This is a genomic window from Oleisolibacter albus (genome assembly GCF_003336875.1).
Classification (GTDB): Bacteria; Pseudomonadota; Alphaproteobacteria; order Azospirillales; family Azospirillaceae; genus Niveispirillum; species Niveispirillum album.
In genome coordinates this window covers 339136-356438 of record NZ_QGNJ01000003.1, presented here as the reverse complement: position 1 = coordinate 356438, position 17303 = coordinate 339136, and the positions used below count along the sequence as shown (strand labels likewise).

Here is a 17303-nt window from a genome sequence, read left to right as displayed (position 1 = left end):
CTTTCCCATGAGCCATCAACGCGATTGAGGCCCGGCTCTCGCGGGGGAGCCGGGCGGGGATAATCAGGCCGCGCTGTCCGCGGCCTTGGGCGACACCTCAGCCTCGGCCTCCGTCCGCTCGCGGCGCAGCTTGTGCTCACCGAGATACAGCAGGATCGGCGCCGCGATGAAGATCGAGGACGAGGTGGCCAACACGATGCCGAACAGCAGCACCCAGGCGAATTCGCGCAGGCTCTCCGCTGCGAACAGGGCCAGCGGCACGATCGACAGGAAGATGGCCACGGAGGTGCTGATGGTGCGCCCCATGGTCTCGTTGATCGAGCGGTCGATCAGTTCCCGCAGCGGCATCTTGCGATAAAGCCGGAGATTCTCACGGACACGGTCATAGACCACGACCTTGTCGTTGATGGAGAAGCCCATGATGGTCAGGATCGCGGCGATGGCCGTCAGGTTGAACTGCATGCCGGTCAGCGCGAACAGACCGATGGTCTTGGTCACGTCCAGCAGCATGGTGACCACGGCGCCGATACCGAACTGCCATTCGAACCGGAAGCTGATATAGGCCAGCATGGCCAGGGCCGCGAGGCCCAGGGCGATCATGCCCTCCTGGAACAGTTCACCGCTGACGGAGGCACCGACGGCTTCGACACGGCGGATCTCGATACCCTGCACATGCTCGGCCAGGGCGGCCTGGATGCCCTTGACCGCTGCCTGCTGGGCCTGATCGCCACCTTCCTGCTTCTCCAGTCGCAGCAGCACGTCCCGCGGCGAACCGAATTCCTGCAAGGAGACGGGACCGACATTCAGCCCCTCGATGGTCGTCCGCAACTGGTCGAAATTGGCCGGCTGCGGCGTGCGGACCTCCATGACGATGCCGCCGGCGAAGTCGATGCCGTAGTTCAGGCCCGGGTGGAAGAACAGGATCACCGACGCGGTGCTGAGCAGCACCGACATGGCAATGCCGATATGGCGCCCCTTCATGAAGGAGATGTGCAGCCCATCCGGCGCTAGACGCATGCGGGTTCCCACATGCATGGTCTTCGGGCGGGTGCGCCGGTACCAGATGGCCGTCAGCAGGCGCGCCACCACGGTGGCGGTGAACATCGAGGTGATGATGCCCAGGCTGATGGTGATGGCGAAGCCCTTGATGGTGCCCGTTCCGACCACATAGAGGATGATCATCTTGATCAGCGTGGTCAGGTTGCTGTCGGTGATGGTGGCGAAGGCCTTGGAATAGCCTGCCTCCAGGGCCGCCAGCGGGCTCTTGCCCTTGCGCAACTCCTCGCGCAGGCGCTCGTTGATCAGGATGTTGGCATCGACCGACATGCCCAGCGTCAGCAGCAGGCCGGCGATGCCGGGCAGCGTCAGCGTGGCTTCCAGCAGCGACAGGGCCGCCAGCGTCAGGAACAGGTTGAAGATCAGCGCCACATTGGCGAAGAAGCCCATCAACCCGTAGGAAATGGCCATATAGCTGACCACCAGCACGAAGCCGACGGCGCAGGCCAGCAGGCCGGCCCGGATGCTGTCCGCACCCAGTTCCGGCCCGATGGAGCGCTCCTCCACCACCGTCAGCGGGGCGGGCAGGGCGCCGGCGCGCAGCAGCACGGCCAGTTCGGTGGCCGACTGGGCGTTGAAGTTGCCGCTGATCTGGCCGCGGCCGCCCAGGATCGGTTCGCGGATGACCGGGGCGCTGATGACCTTGCCGTCCAGCACGATGGCGAAGGGGCGGTTGACATTGGCCTTGGTGATGTCGGCGAAACGGCGGGCACCGACACTGTCGAAGGTGAAGCTCACCACCCATTCGCCGGTCTGCGGGTTGGTGGTGGGCTGGGCGTCCGTCAGCGTCGCGCCATCCACCTCCACCTTCTTGCGCACCAGGACACGGCTGCCGCCGCCATGCCGATCGACATTGTCCAGCCATTCGGTTCCCGCCGGGGCAGGCGAACCCGGCGCCACCTGTCCGTCGGCCACCAGATGGAAGGTCATCTTGGCGGTCTGGCCCAGAAGCCGCTTGATGCGGCCAGGATCGGTGACGCCGGGCAACTGCACCAGGATACGGCCGGCCCCCTGACGGGCCACCATCGGCTCATTGACGCCGGTCTCGTCGATGCGCCGCCGCACAATCTCCAGCGACTGCTCGACCACACGGCTGAGACGGTTCTGGAACCCCTGTTCGGTCAGGCGCAGGCGCAGCTGCCGCCCGTCGCTGCTGGCCTCGAACTCGCCGGCCTGACCGGGCACCGTCCCCTGCACCAGCGGGCTGAGGGCGGTGCGACCCGCCTCGACCTGGTCGGGATCGGCAAAGCCGATCAACAGGCTGTCATCCTGCACCGCCACGCCGGTGGGACGCTGATTGGCGTCGCGCAGCAGCGTGCGGGCCTGATCCGCGGCGGAATCCATGCGCTCGCGGCGCACGGCCTGCGAATCCACCTCCAGCAGCAGATAGGAACCGCCCTGGAGATCGAGACCGAGATTGAAATGACGGGCTGGCAGCCAGTCCGGCAGGGTGCCATGGGGCACCAGGCTGGGAATGGACAGCAGCACGCCCAGGAAACAGACCAGGGCGATGAGCCCGGTCTTGAGGGGCGAGAAATTCAGCATGGCGATAACCGGAATGAGCCGCCCCTGGGCGCCAACGGGTCCGGACGAGGCCGGACAGGCCGATGTGCATGGGAGCGGTGGTGTGCGGGCTGGCAGACCAGCCCCGGAAAAACGGCGTCCTGATCGGGGTCAGACCCGTGGCGGGCCACGGGGCAGGGCGCTGTCCGGCCATCCAGCCGGACGGCCGGCGAGGTCCGGTGCGGCATCGGGAGCGGCAAGGCGGATTCCCGCCAGAATCGCCACCACGCCCGGCAGCCCCGGCGCCGAGGGCGCATGATCCGGCGGCGGCAGGCGATCGTCAGGACGTGAACTGCTGACCGCCGTGACGGCGGGATCGAGAGCGACCTTGACGACCGGCGAGGGCAGGGTGCCCAGGATGGCGCCGGCCAGGCCATGGGCAACCCGTGCATCACCGGCTCCGCCCGCCCCGAGGACCAGGAAGAGAATGCCCGCAGCCAGGAAATGCCAGAACCGGATTGCCAGGGGCGCCACGCCGTCTCCACCGCTCATCCCGCCGGCACGGAACCGCCAGCGATGGGGTCCGGCGGCTTTGCCAGGATAGCCCTGGCAATACCCTGACCGAGGCGGAACCGCAAGCCGGAAGCGGGTCCTCGCATTGTGGATGGTTGTGCGGCGGAGAGATGATCCGCCGTGTCGGTGCGCCGATGTGGCCCCACACGGGGGGACGGATTGTTGCCCGTTGAATGCTACCGAGCGGACGGTGCTCATAGATCGTGCCAAGGGGGATGGTCCAGATCTGTGGCCGTGTGCAGGGAAGACGGGTCATGGGGGCGGCGGAACAGATACAGAGGGACCGACCCCAGCAGAGCCAGGCACTGTTCCCAATGCCGGGCTGTCAGGCCCATCGCGTCGATCATCCATGGCCGAAAGGTTGCATCCCGCACGAGGCGGGACAATCCCGTCAGGCCGGTCAGGCGCTCCACGCGGTGCGCGCCCCATTCCAACAGGAAAATACCACGCAGGGGGACCGGTGCGATTTCGGCGCGACCGTCCGCTGGAAGCAGATACTTGTCGCGCCCGTCGAGAACCCGGGTCAGCGTTGCCGGATCGTTTCCCAGGGCGAGGACCGCATCGGCCCACAGCCGAAGCCTGGGGGCGGAGGGATGGACAAGGGCAGGCTGACCAGGGTCGACACGGCATAAATCATCCGACAACAGCGCCAGATCACGGCGCATCAAACGCGCGGCCGTGGTGGACTTCCCGGCGCCGGACGGACCGCAGAAGGCATAAGCGCCGTCCGGTCCCCCCACGACCGAGGCATGCAGCAGGAGAAGTCCCCGTTGCAGACAAAGCGCATTCCAGGCACTTCCCAGAAGGAACGGCAGCCACTGCCGGGGTGCCACGCCGGGTAGGGGATGGACCGTGATCGTCCGTCCGGCGACGACACGGAACCGGGCAAAGGCCGGCCCCCCGATCCAGATGACGCGGCCCTCGTCCTCAACCCGATCCGTATCGGGCGATGCCGGATCGAAGGCTGCCAGATCCACCGTCACATCCGCTTCGGCTGCTGCAGGAATGGCAAATGCAGCCCAGTCGTGGATTGCCACCGGGCTGTCGACGGTCAGTCCCGCATGCCGATAGTGCCAACGGATCATTGGACGCCTTCGTCTTCCAGCCAACACAGGAACCGGCCCATGCTGAGGCCGAAGACCAGTAAACTTGTGAGGATCGGCACGGCCGCGCCGTCCATGTCGGAGAGACGGGGCATAGCAGCCCGCATGCGCGGCAGGTCCAGGATCTCGCGTCCCAGCGCCGATCCTTCCAACCGGTCCAGGTCCGCCGCAAGGTTGTTCGGGTGGGAGCGCATGCGCAGCAGGACATCGCCTCCCTGCAGGCCACGCAGCCTGTTGGACAGCACACTGTCGGGCAGCAGTCCGCGCAGCGCGGCGCGGATCGCGGACCGTGGCTGGCCGTCGGCATGGAACAGTCCGTTGGGCGCGGACAGGCAGAATCGGGCGATGCGAATATCAGCCAGCGGGTGGCGGTATTCCACGCCATGCAGACTGGTCAATGCATGGTCCGTCAGGCCGAGGTCCTGGCGCCGCAGGTGGTGCAGCAGGGCGGGGCGTTCGTCCGCCGGGGAACGCGGCAGATAGGTTTCCAGCCATTCCCGGCCCAGATCATCGATATCCTGGGTCTTGGCGAAGGCCGGATTGATCGCGGAGAAATGCCGCCATGGCTTCCTGATTGCGGCGAAGGGATGTCCACGCAGGCCTTGTTGCCACCGCCGCAGCACATCCGGCAGCAGCAACAGGCCGGCCGACAGGGCGGCGTGGAGGGACAGATGGCGCGCAATGCCGTGCCACCGCCCCTCCAGCAGGGCGACAACCAGGGGCAGTCCACCATTGCGGCTGGCCGTCAAATTACCCTGTGTGCCGGTCAGCATCACCCGGACCCCGCTTTCCCGGGCTTCCTCCGCTGCCGCTGACATCCAGGCCAGATTGCCGATGTTCGAGAAATGGCGTTCCTGCATCCGGGTGATGGCATCAGCACCATCCAGGAAGTAGCCCATTGAGGGCGGCAGCAGCCGGGAGTCGAGGTTGGGATGGAGGGCGGCGATCGCCTTGACATGGCTGCTTTCATCCAGGTTCCAGCCAGAAGGGATCGTGACCCCCGCATCGGGGCGGGGGACATGGGTAAAGCCGATCAGGGCGCGACCCGGCCGGCTGGACGCGGCCAGGGCGGCAATCGCGGTGGAGTCGAGTCCGCCACTCAGCAGCATGGCCGTCGGTCCCGTTTCCGGCATCTGTTCGACCACCACCTGGGCCATCAGGTCGCGCAACGCCGCGGCAAACCCTTCCGCATCGTCCCCGGTGGGCGACGGCGCCCCAGGACCCGGTCGCCACCAGGACTCCACCACCGGGGGGGCATCGCCCTGGCGTACCAGCACGCAGCCTGTCGGCAGGCGCCGGACATCCTGATAGAGCGTCGCCTCGTCCGGTCCGGAGAGCCGGATCAGATTCATGGCCAGGATCCGGCGGTCCAGCCGGCGGGTCAGACCGGGCAGGGCGAACAGGCCGCGGGGCATGGTGGCGAAGGCGAACAGGCCGTCTCCGCCCTGGTGATAATAAAGCGGCGGCGCCACCGGGGCTGACCGCACCAGCACCAGTCGCCGGGTATCCGCATGCCAGACAGCGAAGGCATAGCAGCCGGCGATACGGTCCAGGCCATCGATCCCCCATTGCCGGTAGGCTGCGAACAACAGGTCGAGATCATTTCCGTCGGGAGGCAGACACCCGCTCCGCTGTAACTGCGGAAGAAGCGTCCGCCTGTTGTCCACGCGGCCGGTGGCGGCGAAGACAATCGAACCGTCGATGCGGATGCCCGAACCGGTCGCGGCAGCACCCGCCTTGTCATGAATTGTCCAGGCGCGGGCGCCCAGCCCGGCTTGGCCCTGTACGGTTCGACCCGCGTCCCTGTTGAAAGGCCCGGCCAGCGCCAGGTCCATACGAACCAGGTCCCCTTCATCAGGTGCCGCCGCCGTGCGGCGGACATAACCGAAGATGCTGCTCATCCCACCGGTTCCGCCAGATCCAGCAACTTTACATGGTTGAACGCCAGCAGGCAGCTCCGCTCGTCGTGCATGCCGGCGCTGACGGTCCAGGTCTGGCCGTCGAACAGCGCTCCCATGGGGTAGAGGACCCTTTCCGCGTCCCGGTTCAGCGGGGGCATGCCGCTCTGCCTGGCGGGAACCGGCAGCACGGGCCGGGGCGTAAAACAGACGGGGCGGTAGGGGGGCGCCGCGTCGAAACCATAGAATCCCATGTCATAGCGGTGTAGCGGCCGGCCACCGCGATGGCGGAGGCGGTGCAGCAGCCGCGGCAGGACGGGCGACGGCCGCAGCATGTGGAAGAAGGAGAAGAACTTGTCGCCGACCCGCACCGGCGTTGTACCGCCGCGCGGCTCGCCGGTGCCGGCCGGCAGGGCGGGCACCGACCAGTCGCTGCCCGCGATCGGCCGGCATATGATCGGTCCCCCCGGTGCAAGATGGAGCCGCAGCACGACATGCGGCCGGATACTGTAGATCGCCAGAAGATCTTCACCATCGGGGGTGAACACCATCCAGTTCTTCTCAATGGCGCGACGCGGCCCTGCCAGGCACAGGGGCCGGGGGGGCGACAACGGCATCAGGCTGTCCGGGTCCAGCTCGACCAGATAGATGCTGTTGGGACGGAGACGATCTCCGTTGTTGAAATGCAAGAACAGGCGGTCGCCCACGACACAAAGGCGCGGATCGGCCTGCCAGGGACCAGCATCAGGCATGAGATCCGACAGGGGCACGACCGTTCCGGGCAGGGGCCGGTCGGACGAATCCAGTCGGCAGATGGCCAGCCGCCGCCGGCCATCGGCCAGAACCAGCCGATAGGCCAGGACCCGTGTCCCCGCGGCCAGGGCGAGGCCGGGGTTGAACATGCGGATCGGCCCGTTCGGATCTGCGGGCTGCCATGCCGAGGGGATGAAGTCGTCCGGCGCCAGCAGTTTCATCCCGTCATCTCCGTCCGGGGATGGGGGAAGGCTCGCAGCATCGCGTCCATGTCAGGAATGGCCGCCCATTGACCGGTGCGGTCCCACCAGGCTTCACCCTCACGGATTGATCGGACCAGCGCGATGTCGATCCCCAGCAGGGTCGCCAGGTCCTGCCATTTCGCGGGCGTATCGATGCCCAGATCGTCGTAGGCCGCCCAGGGCGTGCCGTAGGCATGACTGAGAATAGCGCCATGAAGGCTTCCCGTCAGGACGAAGCCGGCCCCCGCGATGGCCTGGACGGCCTGCACCGGTCCCATCGGCCTTGTCCCTGCCGCAAGCAGGCGCCGTGCGTCCTGAAGCAATGTCCGCGGGCGCAACCGCCCCTGGCGGCGGAGAACCCAGGGCGATAAAACCCGATCGGCCCCGGTGGCGCGCAAGCGCTCATCGATCCGCGTCCTGCCGATGCGCAGGCAGTGTGGCAGGACCAGCCGCTGCCCATTCCGGTGCCGTGGTGGGGCGATGATGCGCGGCATCAGGAAACCGGGATCGCCCACGGGCATGTCCGGTGGAAGTTCAAGACCACGGACGGTGAGGGGACCGCGCACGGCATGGATGTGCAGCCGATCCCGGTTGCGGCTGGCGAGAGGACGGCCGCGCCAGCCGCAGCCCCAGACGTCGATCGGCCCATCCAACCGGTCCAGGTCGGCATCGTCCAGCAGGGAGCCGATAATCAGCAGTGTCCGGCCGGGGTTGCCGACAGTCTGCGACTTGGCCGGCGCTTGGCAGCCATAGCCCAGATGTTCCAGGATCAGCGGCACCAAAGCATCGCCAAGGTTGAGGACGAATCGGCCCTGGCCCCAGTAATGGCAGCCCAGATTCATGATGCACCGGGGGAGGGAAGCACCCGTTCCACCGCCTGCCAGACCGCCGACAGGGTGATGCCCCGCATGCAGGGATGCGCGGCCAGGGGGCAACGCATCAACCCGCAGCCGGCGCAGGGAAGGTCCAGCCGCAGAACGGTGACGGCGGGACCCAGCGGGTCCCACATCCCCGCCCATGTGCGCGCGCCCTGTAGAACAATCACCGGTATGCCCAGCGCGGCCGCCAAATGGCTGGTTCCGGTATCCAGCCCGACCACGAGATCGCAATGCGCCAGCAAACGGGCGGTTCCAGCAAGGTCGAACTCGCCTGCCGTCACCAGTCCTGCTCCCCACCGCTCGCGCAGGCTCTGGCCGACCTCCCGTTCCGCGGGGCCGCCACAAACCACCACATCGCAGTCCCCCCGGGCCAGCAGCGCCGCGCCCAGAGCCATGAACCGGTCCAGCGGCCAATGATTGGCGGAGGCCCGTGCGCCGGGACATAGGGCGACGAGGCGACGGCCCGGGCGACGGTGGGCGGCAAGCCAGAGATCTGCTTCCTCATGGGGCGGTATTGGCAGCCGCGGCATCACGGCAAGCGCTGGTGCATTGATGCCGTCAGCGGCCAGATTGGCCAGCCTCCCCGCCGCTTCATGTCTCTTCGGCGGGATCGCGGGGACAGGCGTGCGCGGAAAACCGAGGGGCCGGCCTAGCCCTGCGATTTTGCAAAGGAAGGGCAATATGCGCCGTGCCCGTTGGCGGGGGCGGGACAGATCGACATAGATGACGTGATCAAAGCGAAGGCGTCGAACCTGCCGGATCAGGCGGAACCACCCCGGCAGGTCGCGCAGCCTTGGCATAGACAGAACGCCACGCAAGCCAACCCAAGCGGCCAGCAAATCCGCCGGATGCGATGCGCCGGGGCACACTGGCCTTGTCAGCAGCCACAGGTCATATGTTGACCCGAAATGCGCCTGTACCGCCCGGATTGCCGGGATCGCCAGCACTCCCGAGCCGATGGTGGTTTGCCATCCCAGCAACAGAATGCGTTTTTGCACCACCGTCACTTGGCTGTGGAAGACCTCAGCTGGCGCAGGAGCTTCCACCGTCGAGATTCAGGAAGTTGGAGCCGCCAGTCAGCGCGTCTGACATCTCTTCCGTCCTGACCTCCGGCTTTACCCACTCCAGCCGCGTGCTGGGGGTGGACGGCGCAGTACCACCGGCCTTGCCCATCGGACCCATGTCCATTCCACTCATTTCACGCCCCCCAAATTCTTCAATCTCAGCGTGCCGACGTGCGGCCAGCCTCTTTTTCGTAGCAGATCGGCGCGGGTGGCGCAATCGCATCGTCGCGGCTTGATCTTGGACCCACCCGGTAAATTAACCAATTAACTTGTGTGTCGCCGCGTGTTTATTGATCTGGATGCTGTTGGCCCCAGTCGAACAAATGTCGATATCGACTGGCTTGGTCGCCGCCGACAACGAACGTCTCTCCGGCCGTCAGCCAGACATGCCCCGTCAGTCCGCGTTCCGGCAACGTGGCAGCCCCATAATGAAAGCGCGTCGGAATGTTGCGCCGACGCAGCATCAGATGGGCGGCGATGGCACGATGGAAGCAACGGTCGCGCAGCCAGCCGCGGCGCCAGACCCACAGGATGGCGTCATGTACGGAAGCGATGGCTTGATCCTGAACAGGGCTTGAGGTTTCTGTTGCTCCACAAAGCGGGCGTGACAGAAGACCAACCAGCCGGGGTACGGGGACCAGACCCAGCAGCAGTCGCGCAATCAGCAGAAATAGAAGGGCCTCCAACAGCAGGAGGCACTTGGTCTTCAGCATGGTGGGGCTAGCGAGAGAAGCTTCATGCTCGCCAATTCACGGATCAGCCGTGCCAATTCTGTCCGGCACTCCTCCTCGTCGACATCAAAAACCTCTGTCAACTGTGCGCAGATCTGGCCGAACGTGATCGGCTTGTCAAGCAGAAGCCATGTGGCCCTGGCGGTCTTGTTGAGCGAGAAGACACGGCCCAGGGTCGGAGACAGCAGAATCAATTCATCATCAATGTCAGTAAATGTGAGCTTCTCATTCCGCGATATGATCGTCTTGGCATCTATGGTGGTTTCGAGATTTTCCATCAAGCGTCTCGACATTTGAGAAGGTATTTCCAACTATTCGGCTGATGGCCTGAGTTTCTGCCAGGCCCATAAGGGCGGCTGGGACGGCAAGCCCCGATCCTTGGCGGCTATCATGGCATTTGGCCGATTAAGGATCGAGTGAATTCAGGGGATGATTCCCGGGTTACTGTTTTCTGCTTCAGCCTGCCCAGCGCCGGTCAGCAGCGGAAGAGCTTGCCCGGCCCTGAGGCAGCGATCAGGTCCACGTCCCAGCACCGGATGGAGCTATAGATATTCAATGCCCATAATGTTTCTTATCGCGCTTTTGGGCTGTAGGCGGAGGGTTCTATTTTGAAGTGCGACATTCCAAGGTTATCAGGGGCTTGGGATGGAGACGTAGTATGGGCAGCCACTCCTCCCACATCACTTTGTGCGCGCGCCGCCGGATCGGCGAGATGCTGGCCGCGCTGCTGGCTTTCGCCATGGCCATGCCTTCCATCAGCGGGAGTCCGTCTTCAGCGGCATGCGCAGCCGGGCAATGGTACCCTCGTGCGGTGACAGGGTGAATGTGCCCTGGAGCTGGTCGGTCAGGGCGCGCACGATCTGCAGACCCAGGCTTTCCGATCGCGACAGATCGAAACCTGGCGGCAGGCCGCGGCCATTGTCGGCCACGGTCAGTTCCAGCATGGGCCCGTCCGGATGGCAGCCGATGCGTATGCAGCCCTGGTCCGTACCGGCATAGGCATGTTCGAGGGCGTTGCTGACAAGTTCGGCAACAATCAGCCCCAGAGGAATAGCCTGGTCGGCGTTGATCTCCACGGCGCCAGCATCAACGTCGCAGCGGATCTGGGCGGCCCCCGCCGTATCGATCAGGTCACGGCAAAGGTCGCGCAGAAAGTCCCGCATTCCCCCGGCGGTCAAGCCCCCGGGGTCGCGCAGACGGCGATGGATCTGCCCCAACAGGGCCAATCGCCGGGAGGCGACGGACAGCGCCTCCCGTGCATCCCGATCCCGCACCCGCTCGGCCTGGAGTTCCAGCAGCGCACCCGTCAGTTGCAGATTGTTGGATACCCGATGCTGCAACTCCCGGAACAGAACCCCGTGCTGGGCAGCCAGTTCGGCGCTGCGGGCGCGCTCGATGGCCAGACGGGTCAAGGCCCGGTACATCACCTCGATCAGCAGAATATCGATGCTGACGATGACGACGTAGAACCCGAGCGCCAGACTGCTTTGCACCGTCAGGTCGAAGGTCCGGACCGGGGCGATGAAGAAATACCAGGCGGCGAGGCCCGAAGCCACGGCCGTCAACAATCCCGGCCCGAACCCCGCCAGAAAGCAGGTCAGGATCACGGCGGGAAAGAAGGTCAGATAGGGAAAGCCCGAAGGCAGGATGGCATCGACCTCGAACCGGATGCCAAGAGCGAGAGCGAAGGCGACAAGCCCCACCGGATACCCCCAGAGGGGGCGCCGGCGAAATGCGCTCGCCAGTGTCAGCAACGCCTGCATGCCGTGGGTCCATGGTTGGTGTGGCGCGAGCAGGTTCCTCATGGCCGACAGGTGAACGGCTGGAGTCTGAAAATGGCCCCTCCTCTCGTGCGGCCTGCTGACTTGTGGATTCAATCCGCCCGGCCTGCCGCTCTTCGGCATGCTTCCACCTAATCTTGTATTCTGACGTCTGTTTCTCCCGTCGCGGCATTTTGGCGCGCTGCTGTGATTTGGATCAGAGGGCGACCTACGTCTTTCGCTGTATGCTGGAGCTGTATTTGAATGCATTAAGGCGTGGTAGGTCTGGGGCCCAATGGTTGCTCCGGCCCCACAAACGGGCCCGTGGGACCACCTCGGCCGGACAAGTGGGAGGACAGGATGTTGCAGCTCATGTCGAGGATCAGCATGGCCGGCCGTGTCTATGGCGGTTTTGCGCTGGTCCTGCTGTTTCTGGCCGTCATCGCGGTCATGAGCTGGCGCAGCGCGGGCGAGAGCCGCGATGCGCTGACGGACTATGGGCATGTGGCCAGCAACTCCGCTGCGGTGAGCGAGGTGGATGCCCTGGTCAACAGCATGCGCCGGCAAGTCGTCAGCTTCATCTATACCGCCGATCCGACGGCACTGGCCGAAGCAAAGTCGATCCATGCCGATCTTTTGACCCGCATCGATACCGTCCGGGCCGAAACTGTCGACCCGAAGCAGCGGAAAGACCTGCAGCAGATGCGCGAGATGGTCATCGCTTATGGGGGCGATCTACAGAAGATCGAAACCCTGGTTGACCGGCGGCAACAGCTGGCACGGGAGGGGATCGACGCCTTGGGCGATGCCGCCTCGGCGGCCTTGGCCCGGATCATGGATTCAGCGATGGCGGAAGGCGATCTGGAGGGAGCCGCCCTGACCGGCGTCGCGGTCGATGCCCTTCTGCGCGCGCGTGTCACGGCGGCCCATTTTCTGGCGGCCCCGTCGCAACAAGCCGCCGATGAGTCCATGCCGGTCATGGAAGAGCTGTACAGTCAGGCCTTCGCCCTTGAGGCTCAGTTGCGCAGCCGCAGCCGCAAGCAGATCGCCGGTGAGGTTCTGGGTATTGCCGAGAAACACCGCGATGCGTTCGCCGAGATCGCCACCACGGCCGTGGCGGTCGAGACGCTGATGCAGGGCATGGTCACCAAGTCGGCGGATTTCGCCAAGGCCAGCGAGTCCGTCCGTGTCAGTGCCCAGTCGGCCCTGGCCGGAATCCGCGAGGTCACGGACACCCGGTTGTCCAGCATCCGCAATTTCACAGGCTGGCTCGGCCTGATGGCCGTGATTCTGGGTGGCGCCCTGGCGGCCTCCATCGCCATTGGCACGACACGGCCGCTGCTGCGGATGACAGAGGCCATGGAGCATCTCGCTGCCGGCAATCTCGAAACCGAGGTTCCAGCCCGTGATTTCCGCGACGAGATCGGCGAAATGGCGGCCGCCGTCGAGGTCTTCAAGCAGAATGCGCTGCGTGTCCGGCAGATGGAGGTCGCGCAGAAACAGGCCGAGCAGGTTGCCGCGGAGGAGAAAAGGCGGGCCATGGCCGACTTGGCGCAACGCTTCGAGCAGACCGTGGGCAAGGTGGTGCGGAGCCTGACCACGGCGGCCACCGACATGCAGGCCACGGCCCAGTCCATGTCGGCCATTTCCGAGCAGACCAGCCGGCAGGCCGGTGCTGTTGCGTCGTCGTCGGAGGAAGCATCCACCAACGTGCAGACGGTCGCCGCGGCCGCCGAGGAACTGGCCGCGTCGAGCCAGGAAATTGGCAATCAGGTCAAAGCGTCCACCGCCATTATCCATCAGACCGCCGCTCAGGCGAAGCACACCCATGATGTGGTCCAGGACCTGGCCGATACCACCGGTGAGATCGGCCACATCGTCACCCTGATTTCCGAGATCGCGGCTCAGACCAATCTGCTGGCGCTGAACGCCACCATTGAGGCCGCCCGCGCCGGGGAAGCCGGCAAGGGCTTCGCCGTTGTCGCCAGTGAGGTCAAGAATCTGGCCAATCAGACGGCGAAGGCGACGGAGGACATCACCCGGCAGATCAGTGCGGTCCAGGGCAACACGCGCGATGCTGTCGAGGCCATTGAAACGATCGTCAGCCGCGTCTCCCAGATCAACATGACCAGCGATGCCATCGCCGCCGCCGTCGAGCAGCAGCAGGCGGCCACGGGCGAGATCGCGCGCAATGTCGAGCAGGCGTCCGTCGGTACGCAGGCGGTGACGGAGAACATCGCCGGGGTCAATCAGGCTGCCATGGAGGCGGGCGATGTGGCGGCACGGGTGGTTGCCGCCGCACAGGAACTGTCCGTCGATGCCAACATTCTGGAGCAGGAAGTCCGCCACTTCCTCGACAGTGTGCGCGGCGCCGCGTGAAGCCGGTCCAGGGTCGCGCCGCCGGGAGGTGCCGCGACCCCATGCCACTGCGTGCCCCCTGTGCTGCAACGCCGCTTGTGCGCTGCACGCGCTTTGTCTAGCGTCTGCGCCGTTCCGATCGGGGTAGCGGGCGATGTGAGGGTGTATGGCGGCGGCGACACAGGATATGGAACAGGGCATTGAACGGTCATCGTTCGGTGCCCTGTTCCTGGCTGCCATCGGTGTGGTCTTCGGCGACATCGGCACCAGCCCGCTCTATGCGATGAAGGAGGCCTTCGCCGGCCCCCATCCCCTTCCGGTGGATCATCTGCATGTCCTGGGTGTGCTATCGCTGGTGTTCTGGACGGTTCTGCTGGTGGTGACGGTGAAGTATGTCTCCGTCATCATGCGAGCCGACAACAAGGGCGAAGGCGGGAGCCTGGCGCTGCTGGCGCTGTTGCAGCAGGCGGTTTCGGACCGCCCGCGGTTGGCCGCGTTGGCCGGCACCCTTGGGATCTTCGCGGCGGCCCTCTTTTATGGCGACAGCGCCATCACCCCGGCTGTTTCGGTTCTCAGCGCCGTGGAAGGTCTGCAGGTGGCGGCCCCTGCCCTCGCCCCCTGGGCCGTTCCGCTCGCCATTGTCATCCTCATCATCCTGTTTTCGGTCCAGTCGAAGGGGTCGGGGGCCGTGGGTGGCCTGTTCGGCACCGTGATGCTGGTCTGGTTCGCCGCCCTGGCTGTACTGGGTATCCGGAACATCGGACAGGCTCCATCCGTTCTCGCTGCCCTCAGCCCGCATTGGGCCTTTGCCTTTATTGCCCATGACGGCTGGACGGGCTTTCTGGCCCTGGGATCGGTCGTGCTGTCGGTCACCGGTGCAGAAGCCCTCTATGCAGATATGGGGCATTTCGGCCGCCTTCCGATCCGGCTCGCCTGGTATCTGCTGGTCTGGCCGGCCCTGATGCTGAATTACTTCGGCCAGGGCGCGTTGCTTCTGGCCCATCCCGAGGTTGCGGAAAATCTGTTTTTCGTCATGGCCCCGACCTGGATGGCACCAGCGCTGGTGATCCTGGCCACGGCTGCCACCGTGATTGCGTCCCAGGCCGTCATTTCGGGTGCCTTCTCGGTCACGCGACAGGCAATCCAACTGGGATATCTGCCGCGGATGTCCATCGTCCATACGTCCGAACGGGAAATCGGCCAGATCTACATTCCCTTCGTGAACTGGACCCTGATGCTTGTCGTGGTCGGCTTGGTTCTCGGGTTCGGCACATCGACCAATCTTGCATCGGCCTATGGCATGGCCGTGACGGGCACCATGGTCATCACCACGGCTTTGGTGGCGCTTCTTGCCTTCAATCTCTGGGGATGGCGGGGTAAATGGGCCTGGGCACTGCTGTTGCTGCTGTTGAGCGTCGATATCGCCTATTTCCTGGCCACGGCGACGAAGATCACCCATGGCGGCTGGTTCCCGCTGGCGGCGGGCATTGCCGTCTTCCTGGTGCTGACCACCTGGAAGAAAGGGCGCAAGCTGGTCCAGGCCAAGCTCCGCGATGAATCCATGCCCATTGAGGAGTTCCTCTCCACCTTGTCCAGCACGGTGACGCGCGTCCCCGGCACCGCCGTTTTCCTGACCTCGGCGGCCGAGGGTGTACCCCTGGCCCTGCTGCATAACCTCAAGCACAACCACGTCCTGCATGAACGTGTCGTCCTGCTGACGGTGAAGGTGGAGGAAACGCCGACCGTGCCCGGCTGCGACCGTGTCCGCTCCGAACAACTGCGGGACGATGTGTTCCGCGTCACCGTCCGGTGCGGGTTCATGGAGGATACCGACGTGCCGAAGGCTTTGGCCAATGCCCGGCGCGCCGATCTCGGCTTCGATTACGAACCGCTGCGATTCTCTTATTTCCTGACGCGGGAGACGGTGGTCCCCTCACGCGATCCCGGCATGGAACCCTGGCGGGAACGCCTTTTCGCCTTCCTGTCGCGCAGCGCCACGACGACGGCCGACTTCTTCCATCTTCCCCCGAACCGGGTCGTGGAACTGGGCGGGCACGTGGAGATCTGATCCTTCTTGTGCCCTGACCGGTCAGTTATGAGATGCCGGTGCCATGGCCGGGCGCCGCAGCCTTTCCTCGGCAACCGAGACCAGCCAGAGGACGAAACCGCCAAAGGCAAGGCCGCTGCCGACCCATCCCGTAGAGGCCCAGCCATAGCCGGCGGAAATCGCCATCCCTCCCAGCCAGGGACCGAGTGCATTGGCCAGATTGAAGGCGCTGTGGTTGAGGGCGGCCGCCAGGGTCTGCGCGTCTTCGGCCACATCCATCAGCCGCGTCTGCAGCACGGTTCCCAGACCGCCGCCACCGCCGATCAGGAAGACCGCCAGCGTGACCGTCCAGACATTGCCCACCATAAACGGGAACAGAGCCAGGGCCGCTGCGCTCCATAGCAGGATTCCCGCGGCGGCCGGCATAAGGGCACGGTCGGCGGCCCAGGCCCCGACCAGATTGCCGATGGTCATGCCGATGCCAAAGACGCACAGAACCAGCGGCACGACATCGGCCGACACCCCGGTCACGGCCATCAGCGTGTTGGCGAGATAGGTATAGACAGCGAACATCCCCCCGAAGCCGATGGCGCCGATACCCAGGGTGAGCCAGACTTGGCGCCGGCGCAGCGCCCCCAGTTCGCGCAGCGGGCTCGCCCCTGGCTGCGGGCGGTCGTGCGGAGCGAACAGCCAGACCAGAAGGACGGTCAGTGCCCCCAACAGACCGACGACACCGAAGCCCCAGCGCCACCCCAGGACCTGTCCCATCCCGTTGGCCAGGGGCACGCCCAGGATGGTGGCGATGGTCAGACCCAGCATGACCCGCGCAACTGCCTGCGCCCGCCTGTAGGGCGAGACCAGCGAGGCGGCCACCAGGGCGGCAACGCCGAAATAGGCACCATGCGGAAGGCCGCTGAGGAAGCGGAACGCCAGCATCCAGCGATAGGAAGGGGCCAGGGCGCTGAGAACATTGGCGATGGCGAACAGCGTCATCAACCCCAGCAACAGGGTCCGCCGAGGCAGTTTCGCGGCAAGGACGGCCAGGATCGGGGCTCCGACCACGACGCCCAGCGCATAGGCGCTGATGACATGGCCCGCCGTGGGCTCATCGATTCCCAGGCCCGCGGAGAAATAGGGCAATAGACTCATCACCGCGAACTCGGTGGTGCCAATGGCGAAACCGCCCATTCCCAGGGCGAAAATCACCAGTCCCGGCCGGACCGGTGTCTTCCCGTAAATCGCCGTCATGCTGTGCTCCGTGGCGGCCGCGGGCAGTCTCCTGTGGGTGGGCGACTGCCTGTCAGATGCCGCGTTGCCGACAAATGGTGACCCGGGAT

At 65.4% G+C, this 17303-nt stretch carries 13 protein-coding genes; 2 read left to right on the top strand and 11 right to left on the bottom strand.

The genetic code is table 11. The features are described 5' to 3' along the window. Positions 1 to 63: 63 nt before the first annotated feature. From secD to DK368_RS06375, 10 genes are all read right to left on the bottom strand, one after another. On the bottom strand, positions 64 to 2601 hold the full coding sequence (gene secD / locus DK368_RS06420) for a protein translocase subunit SecD (RefSeq protein ID WP_114393094.1): 2538 nt from the start codon (positions 2599 to 2601) through the stop codon (positions 64 to 66). A gap of 129 nt (positions 2602 to 2730) precedes the next feature. Then, positions 2731 to 3093, bottom strand: a complete 363-nt coding sequence (locus DK368_RS06415) for a hypothetical protein (RefSeq protein WP_155524497.1) — start codon at positions 3091 to 3093, stop codon at positions 2731 to 2733. Positions 3094 to 3326: 233 nt separating this feature from the next. Next, the gene (locus DK368_RS06410) at positions 3327 to 4217 is read right to left on the bottom strand and encodes a phosphoenolpyruvate carboxykinase (ATP) (RefSeq protein WP_114393092.1); all 891 of its coding nucleotides are present in this window, start codon (positions 4215 to 4217) and stop codon (positions 3327 to 3329) included. Further along, complete coding sequence (locus DK368_RS06405) at positions 4214 to 6136, bottom strand: asparagine synthetase B family protein (protein WP_114393091.1); 1923 nt, start codon at positions 6134 to 6136, stop codon at positions 4214 to 4216. Before DK368_RS06405 ends, DK368_RS06410 begins: the two co-directional genes overlap by 4 nt. Beyond that, positions 6133 to 7107, bottom strand: a complete 975-nt coding sequence (locus tag DK368_RS06400) for a glycoside hydrolase family protein (protein ID WP_114393090.1) — start codon at positions 7105 to 7107, stop codon at positions 6133 to 6135. Before DK368_RS06400 ends, DK368_RS06405 begins: the two co-directional genes overlap by 4 nt. After that, complete coding sequence (locus tag DK368_RS06395; RefSeq protein WP_162305910.1) at positions 7104 to 7970, bottom strand: polysaccharide pyruvyl transferase family protein; 867 nt, start codon at positions 7968 to 7970, stop codon at positions 7104 to 7106. The genes DK368_RS06400 and DK368_RS06395 overlap by 4 nt, the downstream gene beginning before the upstream one ends. Beyond that, positions 7967 to 9052: a glycosyltransferase family 9 protein gene (locus tag DK368_RS06390; protein WP_155524496.1), complete on the bottom strand. Its 1086-nt coding sequence runs from the start codon at positions 9050 to 9052 to the stop codon at positions 7967 to 7969. Before DK368_RS06390 ends, DK368_RS06395 begins: the two co-directional genes overlap by 4 nt. 305 nt (positions 9053 to 9357) lie before the next feature. Further along, entirely contained in the window at positions 9358 to 9783 is a 426-nt protein-coding gene (locus DK368_RS06385) for a lasso peptide biosynthesis B2 protein (RefSeq protein WP_114393088.1), read from the bottom strand. Next, positions 9777 to 10079, bottom strand: coding sequence for a PqqD family protein (locus DK368_RS06380; protein WP_162305909.1), 303 nt, complete (start codon positions 10077 to 10079; stop codon positions 9777 to 9779). Before DK368_RS06380 ends, DK368_RS06385 begins: the two co-directional genes overlap by 7 nt. Positions 10080 to 10556: 477 nt before the next feature. After that, entirely contained in the window at positions 10557 to 11705 is a 1149-nt protein-coding gene (locus DK368_RS06375; RefSeq protein ID WP_240002361.1) for a sensor histidine kinase, read from the bottom strand. 228 nt (positions 11706 to 11933) lie between these two features. Here DK368_RS06375 and DK368_RS06370 point away from each other — a divergent pair, with 228 nt between their 5' ends. Continuing rightward, positions 11934 to 13940: a methyl-accepting chemotaxis protein gene (locus tag DK368_RS06370; protein WP_162305908.1), complete on the top strand. Its 2007-nt coding sequence runs from the start codon at positions 11934 to 11936 to the stop codon at positions 13938 to 13940. A gap of 145 nt (positions 13941 to 14085) precedes the next feature. After that, positions 14086 to 15987, top strand: coding sequence for a potassium transporter Kup (locus DK368_RS06365; protein ID WP_240002360.1), 1902 nt, complete (start codon positions 14086 to 14088; stop codon positions 15985 to 15987). A gap of 21 nt (positions 15988 to 16008) precedes the next feature. Here the strand turns inward: DK368_RS06365 and DK368_RS06360 are convergent, their stop codons facing one another. Continuing rightward, positions 16009 to 17214: an MFS transporter gene (locus DK368_RS06360; protein WP_114393083.1), complete on the bottom strand. Its 1206-nt coding sequence runs from the start codon at positions 17212 to 17214 to the stop codon at positions 16009 to 16011. Between the last annotated feature and the right edge of the window lie 89 nt (positions 17215 to 17303).